Origin of the sequence: Rhizobium esperanzae (assembly GCF_002204185.1) — a bacterium.
Lineage (GTDB): Bacteria > Pseudomonadota > Alphaproteobacteria > Rhizobiales > Rhizobiaceae > Rhizobium > Rhizobium esperanzae.
Genome location: NZ_MXPU01000031.1, coordinates 20,215 through 38,855, shown reverse-complemented (window position 1 = coordinate 38,855; position 18,641 = coordinate 20,215). Strand labels below are relative to the sequence as shown.

Genomic DNA, 18,641 nt, shown 5'->3' with positions numbered 1-18,641 from the left:
CGATCCTCGAAACGACAAGTCTGTTCGGCAACGAATTGTCGTGGAAGACGATCGCTGCACTGCAGGCCGACGCCGAGGCCGGCTTCTCGCATCTGCAAGCTTTGCTTAGCGCAAATTCGCCGTCGCAGGTCCTCGAACTGCAGTCGACCTTCCTGCGCAAGCGGGTTGAGACAAGTTTGCAGCACGCCAAGGAATTCCGGGTACTCGCAAGCAGGACGGTGGAGGAAATCTCAAAGCCGGTCAAGGATGCTTTTGACAAGGTGCTGACGGACCTCAAGGCGACGTAAAACTGAGGAGACACCTAATCGCCTGGACGGATCGTGATCGAAGCTTCTTTTGAGGAGTTTAAGACTATCTTTGACGAGTTGGTCATTGGGAGAGGATAGCTCCGCGGCAAAGACACCAATCGCTATGGCAACGATAGCAGCAGCCGCCCTTTTTAGGGCGGCCCACTTTATCAGTCGTCCATTTCAAAGGTGCGGTATTCGCCGCTTTCGTTGTCGTAAACCTCGACCTCGACCGAGCCTCCAGAACGCTGGATGCTTTGGACATCAACGTCACGGTACTCGCCCGCTTCGTAGTCGTAAACCTCGACGGTCTGTCCCGATCTGACTAGATTGCCTTTGCCAATCTCGACCGCACCGCCAGAATCGCTATCTACACCATCCCAGGCGAAGGTGTTCGCCGGAAGCGATAGCGTCAGGACGGCGGCCATCAACAACGATTTCAATGGCAATGGTAATCTCCGGTCTTGTGATTGGTGTGGCAGCCGTTTGAATCCGTTCCGCCACTGTGAGCGGAAGCTGCCGAGACAGACAGCGAGAACGTGGACCATACAACCAAGATTGCAATTGCGATTGCGATTTTCATTTCTAACCCCGACGGCAACAGGTGGGTGCGAGTTAGCTCGCCGCGCCTCGCGGAGTTGCCCAGAGAGTTGGATGCCCCACCCAAGAAGCATCTAATTCAATTTACACTAATGAGTCGAGCACATTAGTACGAGGAACTACAATTTTGAGTATGGTAATTCGGTGACGTTCGATCCAACCTCGTGAACAGCCTGCGACGGAGTAACCTTTCGCAACAAGATCGTGCACACGCCGCGCGCAGCGGATGTCTGGTCAGGACTGGCATGGTCGCTGCGTTATCGCTTGCACCACGGCCGAGGCGCCGGCGGGCAGCTCATTCTGACAGACAAAGGCCTTGCGGTCAGAATGCCATGAAGGGGTGCGTGGGCACGAGCGCGTTGTCGAAAGCAGCAAACCCCGCAGAGAATTCGTTCGATCGAGCCGGTGCGCAGTGCAACGAGCACGGCCGATCAAGGATGATGAAGAGTATCGGAGAAATCAGCATAGCGGCCACCCAGGGGTGGGATTTCGGGAATTCTCGTCGTGCGAGAGCGGGAAATAGCGCAGCCGCAGGAGCCTCAACATAGTGGCCCGCACGGGAGGCGGGACCGCCTGCGCCCCGCTCGCGCACACCATATTACCGACCCTACTGAAGGTCGAGGCCGAGAGTCTCCGTAAACGCAGATGAAACCGGGTCCGAGATAGGTTGAGGAAAGCAGGAGAGGAGCGGCAAGTGGCGAATTCGAATGTGGTTCCGTTCAGGAGGCCGCGGAAATCCGGTGGCAAGATCGATCGCCGTAGCCCGCAGGGAAAACCTCGAACGGGACAGAGCGGTCCGCGCAAATTACTGATGGCAGTCATCTCAGCCATCGTCGTTGCTGCGGCAGGCTGGCTTGCCTTCGGCGGCGCCGGCAACCTCCCGGGACTGCCGGCGGTGGCCAAGACACCGGTAGCGGACTCGTCGTCGGCCGCGTTTTCAATCTGCGGCGGCGGCCGTCATGTGAATTGCGTCGTCGACGGCGACACGTTCTGGTTCGAGGGCGAGAAAATCCGCATCGCGGATATCGACACGCCTGAACTCAGCCCGCCGCGCTGCGAGGCGGAACGGATCAAAGGCGAGGCCGCGAAAGCACGCCTGCTGGCGCTGCTGAATGGAGGCAACTTCTCACTGACGGCCGGCTGGCGCGACGAAGACAAGTATGGCCGCAAGCTCCGGACCGTAACGCGATCGGGACACTCGATCGGCGACACCCTTATCGATGAGGGTCTCGCCAGACGCTGGGACGGCGCAAGACATGGATGGTGCGGCTGAGTGCCGCGAGAGGATCGTCACCCTTGGGGCGGAGACCACATGGGGGCTGCGTGAGCACCGCGAATAGAACCGTGCGCCGAAGGCGGTCGCCTAAACCTCTCGGGATTTTTGGCCTATCATCACAGTTATGAATCGATCTGCGCCGACCGATTCATAAGTGTCGTTGGACGCGATTCCGGCGATCGGCGATTCTGGTCTCATGATCGCACAGCCCTATCACCTCTATGTCGAACGCACCGATGTGGCGAAGAACATGGCGCGCTACTATGCCATGTCGATCGAACCGAACCTCTTTGGCGATGTTTGCCTGCTCAGGAAATGGGGGCGCATTGGCGCAAAGGGTCAGACGATGATCCATCATTTCGGGCGGGAAGAGGAAGCAGTCAAATTGTTTCTCGATCTGCTCCGACAAAAGCGAAAACGCGGTTACCGCCCGCGCGCCACCGTGGCGAGTTGAGAAAGGCCCGCCGAAGCGGGCCAATATGCCTCATCGGCGCCGGTTCCAATCGGTCTCGAAGAATACCTCGATTTCGATAAAGAACGGGATCTTGATCGCAAGCTTCAGGCCGAGCTTACCCTTGCGGAAGAAGTGGCTGATCACCTTGCCGAGAGAACGGAGCCGACGGCCGGTGGCGGCGAGGAATTGAGCGAGTTGTTGCATGTGTTTCTCCTTTCGAATTGCGGTCATCGCGGGGATAGTGGCGGACCGGAAAGGAGGGACGCACCCAGAGGGCCGAAACGAATGTGGAGGACTTGCCGGCGACTGAATTTTGATCGGCGAGGAGCCGCAGAACGCGGCGGGGAAAATTCTGGCGGCAGCAGGTTGCGTCGTGACGAACGGGCTGCAACATCCCCGATGAGAGATGCCGGCAGGTCGAAAGGAAGAGGCTCAACTGGTCGTTCTCACCATGATCGCGATGGTCTCGTCGGCATCTCAATGGAAAGGCCGCTCTCGCCGCCCTCCGGATGATCGAGCCCGCCGCAGGATTGATTATGATCCTGTGCACCCGATGTAGCTGACACGGGAAGCATTTACCGCGATACCGGTTTCCCGCGTGATATCCTTGATGATCGGCGCAAGTGAGCCGAGTTCGTCGGTGAGCGCAATCAGCTCCGGATAGTCGATGTCGACGCCGGTATAGTCCGCCGTGAAAGCGATGGACCAATCGCCGCCATTGACGCGGTATTCGTGCGTGTCGAAATCGATGTCGAGTTCATCCAGCAGATTGATGGTGAGGCGTCCGAAGATCTCGGTCTCACCTTCCAGCCGGTACGCGGCATATTCGTCGTCGCCGGCAAGAACGCTCCGCTCCAATGCCATGATGGTCTGGATACGACCGGTAGCCGCCTCAAGCCCTTCGAGCAGTCGATCATGGAGCTTTCGCGAGACGTCGGTATCGCAGCCGAAGCGGTTTGCCAGGACGACGAGCCGGAAACCGGAAAGCTTGGTGTAGAGCGCAAGGTTCTGGTCAGATGTCATTGTGTGATCTCCTTCATCTTGATGACGGGGATCGGCCACTCCGTGGCAAAGAGGGGTCAAGGATCGCGGCACGCGGCGCGCAAGCGGGGGAACCGATTTTTTCGGGAAGCGACAGCGGCGGAAAAATTGGGGGAAACCGCGCCGTCCTTGACGCCGGATTTGCTGGAGTACGATGGGACGTCATAGAGAGAAGAGACCCACGCCCACAAAGGGGGCGTGACCGTATCCGGCGCGAGCCGGCGGGAGTGTCGAGGGATGAAATCCCTGACAGCCGGAAGGCCGGTCGATCCGGCCGACAGGCTGATATTACGGCAGAATGAGAGCCGCCTCAGAAAGGCGGCTCGGCTTCGATGATGCCGTCCTGTTCGGCAAGCGCCACGGCCAGATCGGCCTCGGCGAGCTGAAGCTCCGCTTCGACCTGGCGGCGCTCGACGGCGTCGCAGGCGTTCCTCAACTCGGCGCGCAGCTCCTCGATGTGCCGTTCGATGGTCATCGTCTCATCTCCTTGAGTTCGTGAAAGACGAGACGGCGGGGCGGGAAGAGATGACGGGGTCAAGGAGCGCGGAAGCGACCGGCGGAGCCGGCGAGTCGGGGAGCCGATTTTGTTGGAGTGGAGGGAACCGGAGCAGAGGCAAAATTGGGGGCACCGCTCGTCTTCGAGGCCGGCATTTCTTCCCGGCACGATAGAATCTTCTGAGCAGACATATTCCGGTTCCATATCGCACCGAAAAAGCCGGCGGGAGGTTCGATGCCTGTCACCGGCTTGTCTTTGTGGCCGGTTGGCCCCGCCTTGGTGGCGGGGCCGTCCGGGCCTCAGTCCCGGTTGGGGCGGGACCAGATCAGCTGGTAGCCGTCCTCGCCCTCGACTTCGGTGAGCGTCGCGTAGATCGGAGCGGGGAAGCTCGGGTCGTCGAGCTTGACTGAGAGGTAGTCGCGGTCCTGCTCGGAGCGCTTCTGCCAAGCCGCACCCAGCTCGACATTGCCGGCGTAGATGCGGAAGTGCGGGCCCTTGTCGGAGGGGTTTTCGATGCGGGCGATGCGGGCCTTGACGTTGAGGGCGAGGGTGCGGATCGAGCCGTTGAAGCCGGTTTCGGTGGAGGTGAAGGTGCCGATGGTTGCCATTGTCGTATTCCTTTGCTGTTTCGGGCCGCGCCCATCGCGGCCTCGATGGCTGTCGCAAGGATCGGGGACGATCGGACCGCACCCGGGGGCCGAAATGAAATGGAGGGCGGCCAGGAGAAACTTTGTTGTCCCGCGAGGAATGGGCGCATCGCGCTCAGGGGAAGAAAGTTTTGGAAGGCCGTTGCGGGAGGACGATCGAGGCGAAGCCGGTTTTCGATCAGACACGCCTCATCGAGCCCGCGAAGGACGTGGCTCGGCTCCAGGGCCAAGGGGATATGGCGATGGCAGCTGCGCCCCGACTGCCTGCCGGATCCCTGCAACGGTGGACCTGCCGCCCCGTCCACATGTCAAAATCAGACGTCCGGGAACAGCCGAACCAGGGCGTTGCATTGGCCGTTCTTCGGGCTATCGTCGTGCGCGCGAATCGTCGCCTGGAGGATCTATGCGTCAGCAGCCAAAGCCGTTTGTCGTCGAAATCAAGCCGTCCCGGAAGCTCAAGCCGATCGACCGGAAAACCTCGATCTGGGGCAAACTGGACCTTACGGCTGATCCTGACACGCTCTCCGCGTTGAAGCCTGAACAGGTGCCGGCCGCTGGCGAGACCAACGACCGACGCTGATGGTCCTCAGGCAGCGAGCCGCTCGCCAGCGGTTTCGGGCTGCAGCGAGTGCAGGAAACTTAGCGCCCGTTGTGCATGCGCCGCCGCCTGGAAGATAGCCCGTCGGTCGTCGCTCAGGACCTTGAGCCAGGAGCCAAGGTACGAGGCGTGATCGGGGGGGCTCGAGCTCGAGCTCGAGCTCGGGAGCAATGCCAAGATCGGCGCACAGGAAGCAGCTGCCGAGGTCGGCGATATATCCTGACAGTCAAGGAATATCGACGTCTGTCGCCCGGAGCGGAAATGAATGGGATGAAAACTTCCTCGCAAAATAGTGACTTCTGCGAGCAATTATAGCCAACGTAGGAGTTCTGCGGCGGCTGTCGCCGCTTGTGAGCGTCCGACAGGCCGGCTCCACCATATGCCGCCAGTACAGCTCCTGCGAAATAGATCATCAGACCCATCATCGTGGCCGGCGCGTAAGCCACGCGACCTTCAATGATTTGGAACAGGAAAACGAATAGTGGACCAAGCGCCGTAATCGCGGCCAGCGACAGGGTGGACATCAGCGAAATGGCCTTTTGCATCGCAAAAACTGGAAACGCCATGATCGCCAATCCGATCATGATGACAGCAAGCAGCCCACTGAGATCGACCGGACCTTTCCCATCCAGGTCGAACCACGCGGCTGGGAGTGCCATCATTACGTACAGCGGAAACCGCAGCCCATATTGAGCAGCCGGTGCGATACCGAGGCCGTTGAGTCGCTGGCTGTAGACCATAATCGCCGTGAGGCTAACGGCAGACACACTGGTCAGCAGCAATCCGGCCATCGCGGCAGCCCAGCCGCCTCGCACGAAGCCTGATTGTCCGAGCATCGTGATCGTCGCCAGATAACCGACGCCGATTACTATGGCGATCAAGCCGACCCCTTCGACCCGGTTGCGCAACGGTGACGCTTCCGGAACCCCGCAAGCGGAGGCAACTAGGACGCTAACAGCTATAAGCCCTGAAAACACTGTGAAGACCACAGCGGGTTCGATCATTTGAAGCGCGAAGAAATATGTGATCCAGACAAGGGCCGTCGAGAGGAGCCACTTGGCGCGTTCTGCGAGGAGTCGGGCATGCCGCCGGCGATCAACCTCCGTTTCAGCTTCGTAGGAAACGCTTCAGTAGAATGGCATTTTCTGTGACGGGCCGTCGTTCCTCGACCTGTAGAACCTGGATCAGCGATCGCTGCTGGGCGAGCTTGTCCTCCCACGCTGCGCGTTTCTCGGGCACGACCTTGCGATCGTTGGCGCGGCGCAATTCGTTGATCTGCCGACGGTTGGTGTAGATCGCGATCCGCCGGCGTGCGCTTGGCGTGCGCGCGCCGCGGCGATCAGCCGGTGCGGTCCTGCCGGCTAGCCTGGGCTTCGATCGGCGCGTCATCTCCAGCAATTATCGAGCGGTTCGGCACCTAAGTCCTTCATGCCCCTTTCCTCCGCCGACATCGCGACCGGCCGGGTCCAGGGCCGGCTTGAACCGGGCGGAGCCTGCCTCGACGCGGCTGGGGCGCATGCGGCACGCCTCCTTCTCTTTCCCACCCACCCTTTTCCTATTCTCATTCCTCTGTTTCACGCGAAGCTTCAGAGCCTCGTTCCAATCCTCTCGCGGTGGGCGGAGCCGCATCCAGTCGCAGCCGGCGCCGTCGGCAAGCGCCCGTAATCGGCCGGCAAACATGTCGCCTTGAGGATTGGCGTCTGTCGCAGCGACGAGTTGGACATTGCGACGTGAAGCAAGCGCACCAAGGGCTGCGGCCGTGGTCGGAGACCAGCAGCCGCCGCCGGTGCTGAGATAAAGCGTTCCATCACGCAATCCTTCGATGGCGGCAAGGCTCATGGCGTCAATCGCAGCTTCCGTCACAGCCAGGCGCATTGAAGCGTCCGAGCCAAAGCGGAACAGGACCTTCGCTCCCCCGGTGGCAAAGCCGCGATATTGCGGGCCGCGCGCCTCCCATCCGGTGATGTCGCCGGCATGGTTCGTATGAGCGGCCCAAAGGCTGCCGTTCGGGCCTTCTCGAAGGAGGTCGCGTTCGATCGCCGTGCGGAGCAGATATGTCGGAAGGCAGCGCTCGTTGTGCAGGTATTGCCAGGTCGATGAGCCTTGCCACGGGCGGCGACGTGCCTGCCAACGATCGGAAATGGAAAACTCGGAGTTGGCGACAGGGCTTCGAGATTGCCATCCTGGCGCGGAAATTTTGAATCCCACGAGACTCCCGACCTTTTCGACGGCTTCGAGAAAGCCGGCGCGATCGAGGTGCTCGACGAGCCCAAAGACATCGCCTTTCGCCTCGCTTAGGGGTCGAACCATCCCCGCCCTTCATGCGTGACTATGACAATCTCACTGCTGCGCCGAAACTTCACTGCCCGACGGGTGCTCTCCTTGGCGTCAACGGCAAAACCGGCCTCTTCCAGCACCGCGGCGCAGGATACGGCCTCGCGAAGGCCCTCTATCTCTCTTCTTTTCATTTTCCTTCCGATCACGAGTGATCGCCTCCTGCTCGTCAGCGTTATCTATTAGCCGCTTCAGCGGCCGCGAAGAGCAAAGGCCGCAACGGCGCGGCTGGCAACCTAGTGAATTATACAAAGTCGGCCGCGGCGAAGCCTCCCTTGCGGCCCGCCGCTCGCAAGCGGCACGGCCGCAGGCCATGTCGCCGCCCGCTCAATGCCAAGGCGTGTATTCATGGACGATCTCAAGATCGTCGTCGACGTCGATTTCGTCGGACGGCAGGACGCCGTATTCGCGGTCGACGGAAAAGATGGTGGCGGGGGCCATCAGGTCGGAGAGAGCTGGAAAGTGCGTCTTAGCGATCTCGATAGCTCCAGCTAACAAGCTCCCGGAAACAGATCGCGGGCACCCGGCGTGACATATCGGACGCTTTCAACTGGCGAAGAACCCAGCAACTTGGTATCTCACCGCGTAGGCGGCAGGCCGGGCAGGGAAGTTGGTAATGGATTCACGCAGGGACATAGCCGAGCGGGTCATCGCGCGTTGGAATGCACGGGGAATTCGGCTCGATGAAGACCCGGGTTTCATGGAACTGGTCGCTCTTTGGACGGCAGGGAGGATTGCGTCCGATGAAATGCGCCGCCGATATTCTGCGCTTCAGCGCGAGCGGTCGCTGTCCAGGTCAAATCCACTTGGTGTGAATCGCTGCGACGAAGGGGCGGATGTCGATCATCGGTCGATTGCGATTCCAGACGATGGACCGGATGACCGGGGAGGTCTCGGACTGCCGCCGCAAGGATAACTTTCACGAAGGGCTCAACGGAAGAGAAGCTCCTTCGCCGAGTTGCTTCGCGCGGGAATGCCGAGAATAAAATCGAACACCGGTTCCGGATTTCCTGGAATCGCGACCTAATACAGGCGGCGTTCCCGCGGCTCCTTCCACCGTGCGCTCGAATCCGAATTTTCAAAGCCTCAAGCAGCGCGCCGAAAGATCGCCATTACTTCAAGCTGTCTTTTCGATCATACGAATGGCCGCCTCAATCGAGTCTGCGCCGAGCAGCACCAAAGCATCCTGCAGGCATCGCTCGATATCGACGACGGTTCGGTCCTCGATCCGCGCGATCTCTTCCAACGTTCTGCTCTGTTTCAGCCATCGGAGGGAGGCCAACTGGAGGGGGCAAAGCTTCGACGTATCCATTATCGAACGATCCTCTCTTGCTGGATGAGTTGCCTCGGAGTCGCATAGCGTGCTCATTTCTGGGAAACGTACGGCACGGGCGTGGACTTGCGCGCAGCCGTCGGGCGCTCCACCAGAACGATTGTTCGCGGGAGGTCGGATGCCACGCTCAGCGACTTGAGCTCATCGCCCAGGCGCTTGTCCGCTTCGTTGAGGCGGTGATGAAGGCGATGGTAATCCGTCCAGGTTGGCGTCCGGAAGGTCTCGAGCCATCGCGAAGGCTGCTGAACGTCGCGCGTGAGGGTCCAATGGCGTGCGCCGGCTCGGCTTTGAACATGCCGCCGTCTGCGCATGATCTCAAGAAACACAGCGGCGTTCTCTTCGGCAATCGCATATTCCGTCGTCACCAGAATTGGGCCGCTTCTCGGCTTCAGATCGAGTGCAGGTACTGGCGCATCGAAGGCGCCGGAGGCTTCGAGTTCAGACTCCAAGCGGTTGCTGATCGGCAGCTTGAGCCCAAGTGCGGCGACCAGCAACGAGGCGGCAGCAGAACATGCCAAGGATAAGGAGAGGGAATGGTTTTCGGCGATAATTCCCCAGAGCCAACTGCCAGCGGCGATCCCCCCATAAGTAAAAGCGCTGTAGATGGAAATCGTGCGACCCACCACCCAGCGCGGGCTTGCCAACTGCACGTTGACGCCGAACCCCGACCATCCGGTTACCCAGCCGGCGCCGCCGAAGGCGAGGCAGACTGTTGCGATGATCAGGGAAGACGTCAGCGCAACTGAGATCGCACATACCGCGCACGCGACACATGCCAGAACAATCAGCAGTTCCTGCGTGACCGCGCGCCTGAGTGGCGGGTTCAGGAGCCCCGCGATCAGCGCGCCGGCGCCGAAGCCACCCATGAGAATACCGTAGTCGATTGGGCCGCCCTTCAAGAAGTCTCTTGCGACGAGCGGCAGGAGCGCCAGCATCGAGGTTCCGGTCAGCCCAAACAGCGTACCGCGGACAATGGTCGCCTTGATTTCCGAGGATATCGCCGTGAACCGCAGTCCATCATAGATCGCCGTCATAAGCGCTTCGCGAGGGAGGGGCGACGCTTTCACGGTCCACTTGTTTCGCCACAGAGCGGTGAGGGGCGCGACGAAGCCAAGCGTGGTGAGCGCGAAAGTGACGAGCGGCCCAAAAATCGCAACGATGATGCCGCCAAGCGCGGGACCGACGCTACGGACCGTGTTGAATCCGACATTGAGAAGGGTGACGGCCGACGGCAGATGGCGGCGCTCCAGCATGTCGCCAAGCGAAGCGCGCCACGCGGGATCGCTGAGTGCGATACCGCAGCCGTCAAGGAAACTGAACGCCAGGATCATCCATGGATCGGTGATGCCGAAAGCCATCAGGATCGTCAGCATCGCCGAGGCCGCCATCATCAGGCTTCGGCCGACGATCATGACCATGCGCCGGCTGTAGTTGTCGGCAATCGCGCCAACGAAAATCGCAAGAAAAAAGGCAGGCAGGGTAGACGATGCCTGGACAAGGGCGACCATCACATCCGAGGTGGAAACGGTGGCCATCAGCCAGCTGAGAGCCACCGTCTGCATCAGCCAACCCAGGCTGGAGAGCTGCGACGCGAAGAAAATCGAACGGAACGTCGAATTCTTCAGTGGCGCCAGTAGGCCTACGGATGCTGTCCCTTCATTTGATGGCATGTCATTCGGTCTCTTTCGGACGGGGCACTTCGGCCGTCTTTGCGGGGCGGCGGCGATGAGGGAGGGCAGTGGGAACTGGGTTGGCCTTACTTCCTCTCTCCGGCCTTGAGCCTGTGAGCAGAGGGTCGCAAGTTCCGCTTCGGCGGGCTGCGGCAAGACCACAATCAAAAATAGAGGAAAAAGCGGCTGTCGTCGACCAGGGATCGACGACAGCCGAGTGAACCTGGATGGCAGGGGTTGATGCCACTCCCAGGCCAGGAGCTGTGTTGGGCTTGCAGCTATTCTCCGCAGTCCTAGTGATCGTGAGGTTTTGTTTTTGGTCGGCGCCGCCTTCTAACCGTTGCTGCTCGACGGATGGTCTCATCACTAATCACCTCACGGACGCAAAACGCGCGGGACTGGATGGCTCCGGGTTCGTCGCGCGTCCGTTGTACGTTCAATAACGAGCTCAGTTTCCGCAGGCTTTTCACTCAAATGCAAAGCGGCGAGAAGCTGGGAGACGTCCTGATCCGATCGAGAGAGGCGATGATGCAGACGCCGGAAACTCATCCAGGCCGGCGTGCGAAACGTTTCCGTCCAATGGGAGGGCTTTCGAAGATTTCGCTGGAGCGTCCAGTCGCGCGCGCCTGCGCGAGCTAAGGCGTATCTGCGAGTGCGCATGTGATCGAAGAAGCTGTCCAGGTCGCTTTCGTCTAGGGAATACTCTGTCCTCGCTGCAATCGGACCGCTTTGCGGCTTCAGATCAAGCGCCACCGATGGAGCCGGAAAAACCGCGCCCTGCTGGTCTCCCTCCGCCCCCAGATGTACCTGCAAGACCAACCCTGACGCAGCAACAAGAAGCAGGGCGGCCGCGGCCAGCTCGAGAGAAGAAGCGAGCGAATATGACTGGGCAACATTGCCCCAGATCCAGCTGCCGGCTGCCATGCCGCCGGATAGGAATGCATAATAGATCGAGAGCGTGCGGCCGACGACCCAGCGCGGACTTGCCAATTGCACCCAGACGTCAAAGCCGGTCCAGGTGATGATCCAGCCGGCGCCGCCGAAAGCAAGCGCAAGTGTTGCTGAAGGCACAGAGGAGGTGAAGGCAAGTGAGATGCAACACACCGCGCAAGCAATGGAAGCAATTGCCATCAGCCATTCCTGCCTTAAGAGCCGGTTGTTCAATCCGGCCACGCAGGCGCCCGTTCCAAAACCTGCGAAAAGAACGCCGTAGGCGATGGGGTCGTCGGCCAAACGATCGCGGGCGACGAGCGGCAGAAGTGCGAGGATAGCAATAGCGGCAAGGCCGAAGAGGGTTGCGCGCATGATTGTCGCCCGGATATCGGACGAAAGCGCCGTGAACCGGATGCCATCTCGGATTGCGGTCGACATACGCTCCGCAGGCAGAGGAGACGGGCGCGCGTGCCACTTGTTACGCAATACCGCGGCGAGAGGCGCCAGGTTGCTGCATGCGGAGAAGAGAAAGGCGGCCAATGGTCCGAGAAAGGCGAGAATAACCCCGCCCAGCGCCGGCCCAACGCTTCGCGTCATGGTATATCCAGTAGACATAAGCGTCACCGCGGCCGGGATATCCCCCACGGAGGCGTGCCAGGCGGGGTCATTCAGCGCAAATCCGCAGCCTGCGATAAATCCCAGCGCTAGAATGAGCCAGGGACTGAGGAAGCCGAAGGCGGCGGCACCTGCCAGTGCGACAGACGCTAGCGCGATCAATGACAGTCCTATGATCATCACCGATCGGCGGCTATGAGTATCGGCGATGATGGAGAGTATGAATGCCGGAAGCGTTGTCGACGCCTGTACGAGCGCGACCGTCAGATCGGAAGCGGTGATCGTCACCATCAGCCAACCAATCGCGACGGTCTGCACAAGCCATCTGAGATTTGCGACTTGCGCTGAACTCCAAATCGAACAGAATGCTGCATTGCGCAGCGGAGCAGGGGTGGTTGCCCCGGTCATGAAAATGTCTTCGATCTGCATCTGCATTTAGGTTACTCTGACGCTTCCCATCATCTCGCTGACGAAGGAGCTTATCCGTAACCACGATATGATTTCCGGCGTTATTCAGCTGCTTGGCGCAGGAACACTGCATCGAGCAGGAGAGACACCAGGCACGTAGCGCCGGTGTGAAGGCGGGCCGCCTGATATTCCCCCTCGCGAATCTTTGAACCGGCCGCCGAAATTTGTCCCTTCAGAGTTCACGCACGGCACTGCCGGTTCGGCCAACTGCCAAAGGCTTTCCCAGACCTCATGCGCCTCCCATACTCGCCGGGATTTGGCCCTAGACGGAATCGCGCGAGGCGCAACGGCCCGACATGGTAGCCGTGGCTCGCCAGACGCGCACGGGATGCGGCTGCCGACCCGGAAGTAAGCACAATCCGGAATAAAGTTAGGGTAACGGGCCGCGAATTTTCGCAGCAGCCATGACCATATCATCTATCGCTAAGGACCTCACGAGAGGCTCCCCACAAGGTCAGAAAAAGGGTGCCTAGAAGTGACTAGCGAAAACCTTGATTCACTCCGATGGCTTAAAAATCAGGCCAAACATATTGCGGATGGCACCTCGTCGCCTTAAAGGTTTTTGCAGCGGCAATCTGCTTTGCAATCGTGAAGGATTTGTTCATGGCCACCGGAACAGTTAAGTTTTTCAATGGAAACAAGGGTTTTGGCTTCATTACGCCCGACAATGGAGGCGCTGACGTGTTTGTGCATGTGTCTGCTTTGCAGGGCGCCAGCAATCTGAGCGAAGGGCAAACTGTGAGCTACGATGTCGGTCAGGATCGGAAGACTGGTAAATCGAAGGCAGAAAACGTACGCGTTCTTTGATTTGCGATCGTCTAGTTTGTCCATCGAACTTGGCCTTGCAGGCCGTTCGTTGTTGCGGGCGAAATCCTGAGATTGGAGCTCGAATCCTGTCCTTCGGGCTTCAAGTATTTCGAGGAGTTGATTCCCAAATCCCCTCCGGGAGCTGTGTGTCGGCTTCGAAATACAGCAGTTAGACATTCCTTCACTTGGACTTAAGCTCGACGTCCAGACGAAGAGGGCGCAGCGGGTACGTTGTCCAGAGTAAGCTTCTATTCCCGCATACTAGTGCATACCCGCGGATTTCCGCCGCCGCGTGGCGCGGTTGAAGGTACTGCCTTACGTGACGCAATAAATCTAATTATATGATGTCAAGTGGATCGCGATCTCACAAATGCTGGCAAAGCAGGGGTGTCCCAATATGCAATTTCCCATGTCGAACTTGAGGGAAACATCGAAACAAAAATGATCTACAACCCAGGCAAGTTGACCCTTTGCCGTGACTGAGAGCTTGTGGATCCACGGCGTTTGCCCGCGGTCCGCCTACGGCAATAGGCCGGATTTGCCCCTCATCTTTCTGGACTGCGTGGGCAAGGAGACGTGCGGGTGGATCGCCGGCTGGCACGCCGCTACCGAGGGTACGGTTCCACAGCTGACTGACTAGCGTCAGACTGAATTCGCCAACCGTCTCTCTCTGGGAACCTCCCAGCGTTATGAAGAAACAAATTTCGTGTCCAGCTTTGCCAGAAAGACACGTTCAGTCTCGGGTTGCTTGATCCATACGTGGCAGCGGTAGCCTGATTGTCGGCAATTGCATCAAGCGCGCGGAGCGTGGGCGGCTCGTCCGCATAGATCCTCGTTAATTCAGCCCTCCACGCTGCACAATCGTCCATCGTAGGCCCGCGTGTCTCTTCGACAGATGCGAGCAGATCATAGTAGCGCTTTTGTAGGCGCTCATGGTGATGTGCCTTTCCACTAAAATCAAAGATGAGTTGTACAGCTCCGAGAGTAGCCGAAGCCAAACCTAACACAAACGTTCCTCGTGGGCTGTTGATAAAGACCTGCGCTGCGTAACTCGTTCCACCGAGAATGACTGCCAAATTGAGAAATCGGCTGACGCGTTCCAACCATGCACGTCGCGCAATATGGTAAAGCGCGTTGCGCAGCGTGTTGTGGCGAATGCCGTGCACCTCGTTATAGCAGTCATCCTCTACGTTGGTCATTTCTATCCCTTCCTGGGAGGTGGCGGCGGTGGTTGAGTTCCAACATGCCGTGTTCCACCTTTTTCGATATGAACGGGTGGCCGTGAAGGCGCCGGAGGACGCGGTGGCGGTGGCGAGCGTTTGTCTGACATAGTTTTCTTTCCAACTCGTTTTGGTTTAGAGGATCTATGCCGGAAGCAGCATAGACAGTGACAATTCCATCAGGCAATCAACGGTTCTCTTTCCGATAAACTAGCTATCATGCATTGAAATGAATGAACAATTCGCCGATTATGATCTTGCTACTTCCGCAGAGCGTTCTTTAGCAATGGCAGATATTTCTGGACCTGCTCGCGGTCGCTTTTCTTTTCCGTATCGGAAAGTTGCGAGAACGGCGTAGCTATCTGTCGTTCCCATTTGGCGACAAGATTTGCAGGAATGACGATAGAGCCATCAGGTTGCTTAAGGGATTGGCCGTGCACATATTTCTGCCAGTGGGCCCAACGTTCGTGTTCGATGCTGGCTAATTCGTCCACGAGGCCATCTAGGATGTCGTCAAGGGCCATTGCTTAGATCATCCCCGCTCCAACAAGCTTTCGATAGTGCTCACCTAGCACGGTCAGCTCGCAGCCCTTACTCTGCATTGCAGCGTGCCACATATGAGGTGCGTTTACCGGCCGGACTAAGTTGACCTTCACGTATCTCTGAAGGATCGCAAAAACAGAATTCTTTGCGGGATCTGGCTTTGGGATTGCTGGATCGTTCTTTTGTTCATCATTGCGTTCGGGCTCGTATTCGGGATCAAGCGGAAATACGTAGTCCTGCGAAGGGAACAAGGTCGCCAATTGCTGCAAATCCGCAAGAGGAATGGGGGCGTCAGCCTTTTTCAAAGACACGAAAGTTTTGACGTTAGTTTTGAACAGCGGCCGTTGACCGGCCCAAGGCCCGAGCGACTGATCAATATGGGCGTAGACGCTCCCCGGCGTGACATCTCCGACAAGATTGGCGGCTGCGCCAGCCAACGCGTCTATCAAGAGGCCCGTGAAAACGCCACCCGGTGTGGGTCCGTTCATTTCAAGTGCATACTGTTCTGCGGTTGACGCGGTGAGTATGGTCATCCCGGTCACGATTTCGGAAACACCCTTCATAGTCGGGTTTTCACCAGCGATTCCGCTGTGGCAACTATCCAGGATGATGACTTTGTTGGTGGCTGGGGAGTTGGCTGCGATGGTCATGACCTCATTCAAGGAAAGACCATCGTCTCCTACCTTGCAATCTCCCGCACATAAATAGCCACCTGTATCCTCGATGTAGCCATGCCCGGCAAAATAGAACAACGCAATCTCCGACCGGTCGGCAAAAAGCGCTCGGACAGCCTCCTTAAGCTCCGCTCGCTCTACAATGTCGCCCCGTCCGGTACCGGTAATTAGCTTGGGCGTCTTGAAGTTGGTTGTACCGTCTGCGTTACGTTCGAGGGCTGCACGGACAGAGTGAGCATCGTTTACGCACCCATTCAGACATGCAATATGCTCATAATGATCGATACCTACAATCAACGCTTTACGCATGAGGCTCCTTACAGGCTATCGATCCAATTGCTGATGTTTGCCCACGTCCATTCCATTGTTTCGACGCCGGCAATTTGAGTGTGATCGTCCTTGTAGGCCCAGATTCCCCGTACAGGCACACCTACTTCATGAGCGCACGCGATTTCCCAATTTTGGCCTGTCGATGATATCGAATTTTTCGTCGCGATCACGAGAACCCCAGCCGAGCGCAAGATTCGGGTCTTCACTTTGTTTTTCCAGTCGGATTCGTATGCCTCTTTCACCGACATGTCGATGTATTCGAACGGCGTGCCCGTGTTCAGCGACTGACCTTTTATCATGTCCCGAATACTCTCGTCTTCGATGGCAAACGCCACGAAGATGACTTTCTTAGTTGCCATGTGATAATCTCCATCGCCGATCCCCGGCACTAAAATGATTTATTTGCATTGATGAGAATCAAATCGCAGCCACAACAATGGTGAAGTCCCGCAAACCGACGACAGCTGCCATGCGCATCCTGGATGCGACCTCTGATCGGCGGCCGGCCGAGCTTCCCATGGCAAAGTCCTTGATCTGCATCAAAGGATGCGAGCCGGTATCGTAGTTCTTATACCGCCATATCACTGATATCGATGGTCACGACGTGTCCCCCATTGATGTGTCCTCAGCCGGACACTTTCGTCGGAGCCCTCACAACGGCAAAATACTGCCGCGCCTGAGACAATGTGCAGCGTTTAATAGGGAGTTTCTGCAGGTCCGCGGCGATTTTCGGGCGAGTCCGCAGGAATGCTGCAAGTAAACGCAGAGCGCTCCTTGACGACCCATCGACCGTAGACAGATGTTCGTATTGCCTCATTGGCGAATGCCTCAGCGCCATGCAATCACTAGCTCACGAGACTGCTCCTTTAGCCACCCGCGTAATCGGTCTAAACCCTCGGACTGAATATCTTAGCTGAAGGTGTTGATGCATTTTCTAGCCGGGAAGAAACGGGAGACAATGAAAGGTACAGTAGTTTTCGGTCACGCAGAAAGTGTAGCGTTTAGCGTCGTATGGAACGTCCTCAAATATTGAGGTCCACTCAAAGGCCTGAAGAACGCGGGTCCAAGTATGTTTGTCGCCACTGCGACCTCGCCAGGAGGAACACGCCGGTCGTGATCGCACCGATGCCGAAGCAACCCTGCCTGGCAGCATCGCCACGGCCTCGACGCCCATCGCTGCACTCGTTCACAAACCTGTCGATGGCGCACGCTTCACAGGCGCCCGATCAGCCGCGGCGCTCTTGCCGTGGCGACGGGACAACGGTTCAAGCCCTACAGGAGAAGGACAAGGAAGTCATCAAGGCACCGTATAATACGAAGCCGAACGTCTAGTCCGGTTGACGCAAATGGATCACTTCAAACTGACTGTTCGTCCTGCCCTCGCACGCCGGTATCTCCTGATCAAGGAGACCGTCCGCATCGAACCCGCGCCCGAAGGCGCGGTCCGTCAGGTTCTCAGCTGCTCTTGTGCCGGACAGCGAGTTCATCGGAGCGCTGACACCCGTAGGCCTCGCGATTCGCCCGATCGCTCCCGGCCAATGGCTTTAACTTGGCGAATCCGCAATGGCCGAGCCGGAATCCATTGAGGGAATCCTCAAGTCGAAGGACCACATGTCGATCAGAGCCACGGGCGAGCCCGCGTTTCGATCAGCGGCGGGATGGTCGCTCGGGGACCTGCAAATGGTACGGCTGTCGATCTCTCCCTGCCGGTATTCCCGATCGGTGAATCTGCCGTGACGCTCATCGGCCACGTTAGAGCGCACATGACCCCACAAGTGATGAGACGTTCGAGCTGATGCGCGGGTTCGCCGACAGCCTCTGGAACGATCTAGTCAGAATGAGTCTCGAATTCAATTAATCGCCAAATTGAGAGCGCCGAAAGACATGACAATTATCATCGAGGCAAGGCCACGGCTGCAACGGTCATCGACGCGGTCAAGGGGTTTCAAGCTGATATCGGCAAGCCTGCTGGTCTTGCCGCGGTGATTGTGGGCAACAATCCGGCAAGCCACGCCAGTTGCTACAGGATCGCGGGAAGGCCGCCGTTAGGGGCAATGGTGACATTGCCACCATTGATGAAAAAATCGGTGAGGCTGCTGCCGCCCCCGATCCGTGGCTCAGAATGTCAGCGGCTTATTGGTTATGGAGACCCCTGTCGAGACCGCACTCGAAATGGTCGAGCGCCACTTGCTGCGCGGTGAAGTGATCATTGAGCAGCAGCGCATGCTTGTCCAGCGCCTCCGAGAGGCAGGCGCGTCGACGGTCCAGGCTGAGCATGTTTTGGACGCGCCAAATAAGATCGACACCTCGTTTGG

General features: G+C 58.4%; 22 protein-coding genes and 1 pseudogene. 6 read left to right on the top strand and 17 right to left on the bottom strand.

The annotated features are described in order from the left end of the window. The coding region (locus tag B5E41_RS29105; RefSeq protein WP_088397087.1) for a phasin at positions 1–287 on the top strand (287 nt) is incomplete at its 5' end. A gap of 170 nt (positions 288–457) precedes the next feature. Here the strand turns inward: B5E41_RS29105 and B5E41_RS29100 are convergent. Both B5E41_RS29100 and B5E41_RS32735 read right to left on the bottom strand, forming a co-directional pair. Beyond that, positions 458–736 carry a DUF5334 family protein gene (locus B5E41_RS29100; protein ID WP_245303179.1) on the bottom strand — a complete coding sequence of 93 codons (279 nt, stop codon included), beginning with the start codon at positions 734–736 and terminating at the stop codon, positions 458–460. Continuing rightward, positions 727–870, bottom strand: coding sequence for a YHYH domain-containing protein (locus tag B5E41_RS32735; protein ID WP_210191828.1), 144 nt, complete (start codon positions 868–870; stop codon positions 727–729). Before B5E41_RS32735 ends, B5E41_RS29100 begins: the two co-directional genes overlap by 10 nt. Before the next feature lie 828 nt (positions 871–1,698). Between B5E41_RS32735 and B5E41_RS29095 the strand changes: the two genes are divergently transcribed. Together B5E41_RS29095 and B5E41_RS29090 are read left to right on the top strand one after the other, a co-directional pair. Beyond that, positions 1,699–2,160, top strand: a complete 462-nt coding sequence (locus B5E41_RS29095) for a thermonuclease family protein (RefSeq protein ID WP_245303178.1) — start codon at positions 1,699–1,701, stop codon at positions 2,158–2,160. Between the two features lie 199 nt (positions 2,161–2,359). After that, positions 2,360–2,617: a WGR domain-containing protein gene (locus B5E41_RS29090; protein ID WP_088397090.1), complete on the top strand. Its 258-nt coding sequence runs from the start codon at positions 2,360–2,362 to the stop codon at positions 2,615–2,617. 30 nt (positions 2,618–2,647) lie between these two features. On the opposite strand, the gene B5E41_RS31960 is transcribed toward B5E41_RS29090, so the two are convergent. From B5E41_RS31960 to B5E41_RS29070, 4 genes are all read right to left on the bottom strand, one after another. Continuing rightward, the gene (locus tag B5E41_RS31960; protein WP_176439513.1) at positions 2,648–2,821 is read right to left on the bottom strand and encodes a hypothetical protein; all 174 of its coding nucleotides are present in this window, start codon (positions 2,819–2,821) and stop codon (positions 2,648–2,650) included. A 330-nt stretch (positions 2,822–3,151) separates the two neighbouring features. After that, positions 3,152–3,640, bottom strand: a complete 489-nt coding sequence (locus B5E41_RS29080) for a hypothetical protein (RefSeq protein WP_088397084.1) — start codon at positions 3,638–3,640, stop codon at positions 3,152–3,154. A gap of 328 nt (positions 3,641–3,968) precedes the next feature. Then, positions 3,969–4,133, bottom strand: a complete 165-nt coding sequence (locus tag B5E41_RS31955) for a hypothetical protein (RefSeq protein ID WP_176439512.1) — start codon at positions 4,131–4,133, stop codon at positions 3,969–3,971. Positions 4,134–4,453: 320 nt separating this feature from the next. Next, positions 4,454–4,762, bottom strand: a complete 309-nt coding sequence (locus B5E41_RS29070; protein WP_088397083.1) for a DUF736 domain-containing protein — start codon at positions 4,760–4,762, stop codon at positions 4,454–4,456. 442 nt (positions 4,763–5,204) lie between these two features. Here B5E41_RS29070 and B5E41_RS31950 point away from each other — a divergent pair, with 442 nt between their 5' ends. Beyond that, entirely contained in the window at positions 5,205–5,381 is a 177-nt protein-coding gene (locus B5E41_RS31950; RefSeq protein WP_176439511.1) for a hypothetical protein, read from the top strand. Positions 5,382–5,387: 6 nt separating this feature from the next. Here the strand turns inward: B5E41_RS31950 and B5E41_RS29060 are convergent. The 3 genes and pseudogenes from B5E41_RS29060 to B5E41_RS29045 form a co-directional block, all read right to left on the bottom strand. Next, positions 5,388–5,613, bottom strand: a pseudogene (locus B5E41_RS29060) (zincin-like metallopeptidase domain-containing protein); the annotation flags it as partial. A gap of 893 nt (positions 5,614–6,506) precedes the next feature. Further along, a complete protein-coding gene (locus B5E41_RS32510) occupies positions 6,507–6,797 on the bottom strand; it encodes a hypothetical protein (protein WP_245303177.1) in 291 nt (96 codons plus the stop codon). Further along, a complete protein-coding gene (locus tag B5E41_RS29045) occupies positions 6,798–7,709 on the bottom strand; it encodes a DUF3991 and toprim domain-containing protein (RefSeq protein WP_245303176.1) in 912 nt (303 codons plus the stop codon). Positions 7,710–8,081: 372 nt separating this feature from the next. On the opposite strand from B5E41_RS29045, the gene B5E41_RS31945 reads away from it, so the two are divergent. Further along, entirely contained in the window at positions 8,082–8,228 is a 147-nt protein-coding gene (locus tag B5E41_RS31945) for a hypothetical protein (RefSeq protein ID WP_176439510.1), read from the top strand. Between the two features lie 622 nt (positions 8,229–8,850). Here B5E41_RS31945 and B5E41_RS32625 read toward each other — a convergent pair. From B5E41_RS32625 to B5E41_RS29025, 3 genes are all read right to left on the bottom strand, one after another. Then, positions 8,851–8,979, bottom strand: coding sequence for a hypothetical protein (locus B5E41_RS32625; RefSeq protein WP_280950648.1), 129 nt, complete (start codon positions 8,977–8,979; stop codon positions 8,851–8,853). Positions 8,980–9,098: 119 nt separating this feature from the next. Then, positions 9,099–10,736: an MFS transporter gene (locus B5E41_RS29030; protein ID WP_088397082.1), complete on the bottom strand. Its 1,638-nt coding sequence runs from the start codon at positions 10,734–10,736 to the stop codon at positions 9,099–9,101. Between the two features lie 375 nt (positions 10,737–11,111). Then, positions 11,112–12,713 (bottom strand): MFS transporter, encoded by a 1,602-nt coding sequence (locus tag B5E41_RS29025; protein ID WP_088397089.1) that lies wholly within the window; start codon positions 12,711–12,713, stop codon positions 11,112–11,114. 642 nt (positions 12,714–13,355) lie between these two features. Here B5E41_RS29025 and B5E41_RS29020 point away from each other — a divergent pair. Further along, on the top strand, positions 13,356–13,559 hold the full coding sequence (locus B5E41_RS29020; protein WP_088397081.1) for a cold-shock protein: 204 nt from the start codon (positions 13,356–13,358) through the stop codon (positions 13,557–13,559). A 605-nt stretch (positions 13,560–14,164) separates the two neighbouring features. Here the strand turns inward: B5E41_RS29020 and B5E41_RS29015 are convergent. The 5 genes from B5E41_RS29015 to B5E41_RS31940 all read right to left on the bottom strand — a co-directional run bounded on the left by B5E41_RS29015 (position 14,165) and on the right by B5E41_RS31940 (position 18,603). Next, complete coding sequence (locus tag B5E41_RS29015; RefSeq protein WP_088397080.1) at positions 14,165–14,758, bottom strand: hypothetical protein; 594 nt, start codon at positions 14,756–14,758, stop codon at positions 14,165–14,167. 281 nt (positions 14,759–15,039) lie between these two features. Continuing rightward, positions 15,040–15,303 carry a hypothetical protein gene (locus B5E41_RS29010; protein WP_088397079.1) on the bottom strand — a complete coding sequence of 88 codons (264 nt, stop codon included), beginning with the start codon at positions 15,301–15,303 and terminating at the stop codon, positions 15,040–15,042. A gap of 3 nt (positions 15,304–15,306) precedes the next feature. Continuing rightward, positions 15,307–16,305: a caspase family protein gene (locus B5E41_RS29005; RefSeq protein ID WP_088397078.1), complete on the bottom strand. Its 999-nt coding sequence runs from the start codon at positions 16,303–16,305 to the stop codon at positions 15,307–15,309. An 8-nt stretch (positions 16,306–16,313) separates the two neighbouring features. Further along, entirely contained in the window at positions 16,314–16,685 is a 372-nt protein-coding gene (locus B5E41_RS29000; RefSeq protein ID WP_088397077.1) for a hypothetical protein, read from the bottom strand. 1,774 nt (positions 16,686–18,459) lie between these two features. Beyond that, a complete protein-coding gene (locus tag B5E41_RS31940) occupies positions 18,460–18,603 on the bottom strand; it encodes a hypothetical protein (protein WP_176439509.1) in 144 nt (47 codons plus the stop codon). Positions 18,604–18,641: the final 38 nt, after the last annotated feature.

Excerpts from the sequence above, each read along its gene's own strand:
- B5E41_RS29020 (WP_088397081.1), top strand. The coding sequence starts at position 13,356 with ATGGCCACCGGAACAGTTAAGTTTTTCAATGGAAACAAGGGTTTTGGC.
- B5E41_RS29070 (WP_088397083.1), bottom strand. The coding sequence starts at position 4,762 with ATGGCAACCATCGGCACCTTCACCTCCACCGAAACCGGCTTCAACGGC.
- B5E41_RS29010 (WP_088397079.1), bottom strand. The coding sequence starts at position 15,303 with ATGGCCCTTGACGACATCCTAGATGGCCTCGTGGACGAATTAGCCAGC.
- B5E41_RS29025 (WP_088397089.1), bottom strand. The coding sequence starts at position 12,713 with ATGCAGATCGAAGACATTTTCATGACCGGGGCAACCACCCCTGCTCCG.
- B5E41_RS29000 (WP_088397077.1), bottom strand. The coding sequence starts at position 16,685 with ATGGCAACTAAGAAAGTCATCTTCGTGGCGTTTGCCATCGAAGACGAG.
- B5E41_RS29080 (WP_088397084.1), bottom strand. The coding sequence starts at position 3,640 with ATGACATCTGACCAGAACCTTGCGCTCTACACCAAGCTTTCCGGTTTC.
- B5E41_RS29045 (WP_245303176.1), bottom strand. The coding sequence starts at position 7,709 with ATGGTTCGACCCCTAAGCGAGGCGAAAGGCGATGTCTTTGGGCTCGTC.
- B5E41_RS31960 (WP_176439513.1), bottom strand. The coding sequence starts at position 2,821 with ATGCAACAACTCGCTCAATTCCTCGCCGCCACCGGCCGTCGGCTCCGT.
- B5E41_RS31940 (WP_176439509.1), bottom strand. The coding sequence starts at position 18,603 with ATGCTCAGCCTGGACCGTCGACGCGCCTGCCTCTCGGAGGCGCTGGAC.
- B5E41_RS29090 (WP_088397090.1), top strand. The coding sequence starts at position 2,360 with ATGATCGCACAGCCCTATCACCTCTATGTCGAACGCACCGATGTGGCG.
- B5E41_RS29030 (WP_088397082.1), bottom strand. The coding sequence starts at position 10,736 with ATGCCATCAAATGAAGGGACAGCATCCGTAGGCCTACTGGCGCCACTG.
- B5E41_RS31945 (WP_176439510.1), top strand. The coding sequence starts at position 8,082 with ATGGACGATCTCAAGATCGTCGTCGACGTCGATTTCGTCGGACGGCAG.
- B5E41_RS31955 (WP_176439512.1), bottom strand. The coding sequence starts at position 4,133 with ATGACCATCGAACGGCACATCGAGGAGCTGCGCGCCGAGTTGAGGAAC.
- B5E41_RS31950 (WP_176439511.1), top strand. The coding sequence starts at position 5,205 with ATGCGTCAGCAGCCAAAGCCGTTTGTCGTCGAAATCAAGCCGTCCCGG.
- B5E41_RS32735 (WP_210191828.1), bottom strand. The coding sequence starts at position 870 with ATGAAAATCGCAATCGCAATTGCAATCTTGGTTGTATGGTCCACGTTC.
- B5E41_RS29095 (WP_245303178.1), top strand. The coding sequence starts at position 1,699 with ATGGCAGTCATCTCAGCCATCGTCGTTGCTGCGGCAGGCTGGCTTGCC.
- B5E41_RS29005 (WP_088397078.1), bottom strand. The coding sequence starts at position 16,305 with ATGCGTAAAGCGTTGATTGTAGGTATCGATCATTATGAGCATATTGCA.
- B5E41_RS29015 (WP_088397080.1), bottom strand. The coding sequence starts at position 14,758 with ATGACCAACGTAGAGGATGACTGCTATAACGAGGTGCACGGCATTCGC.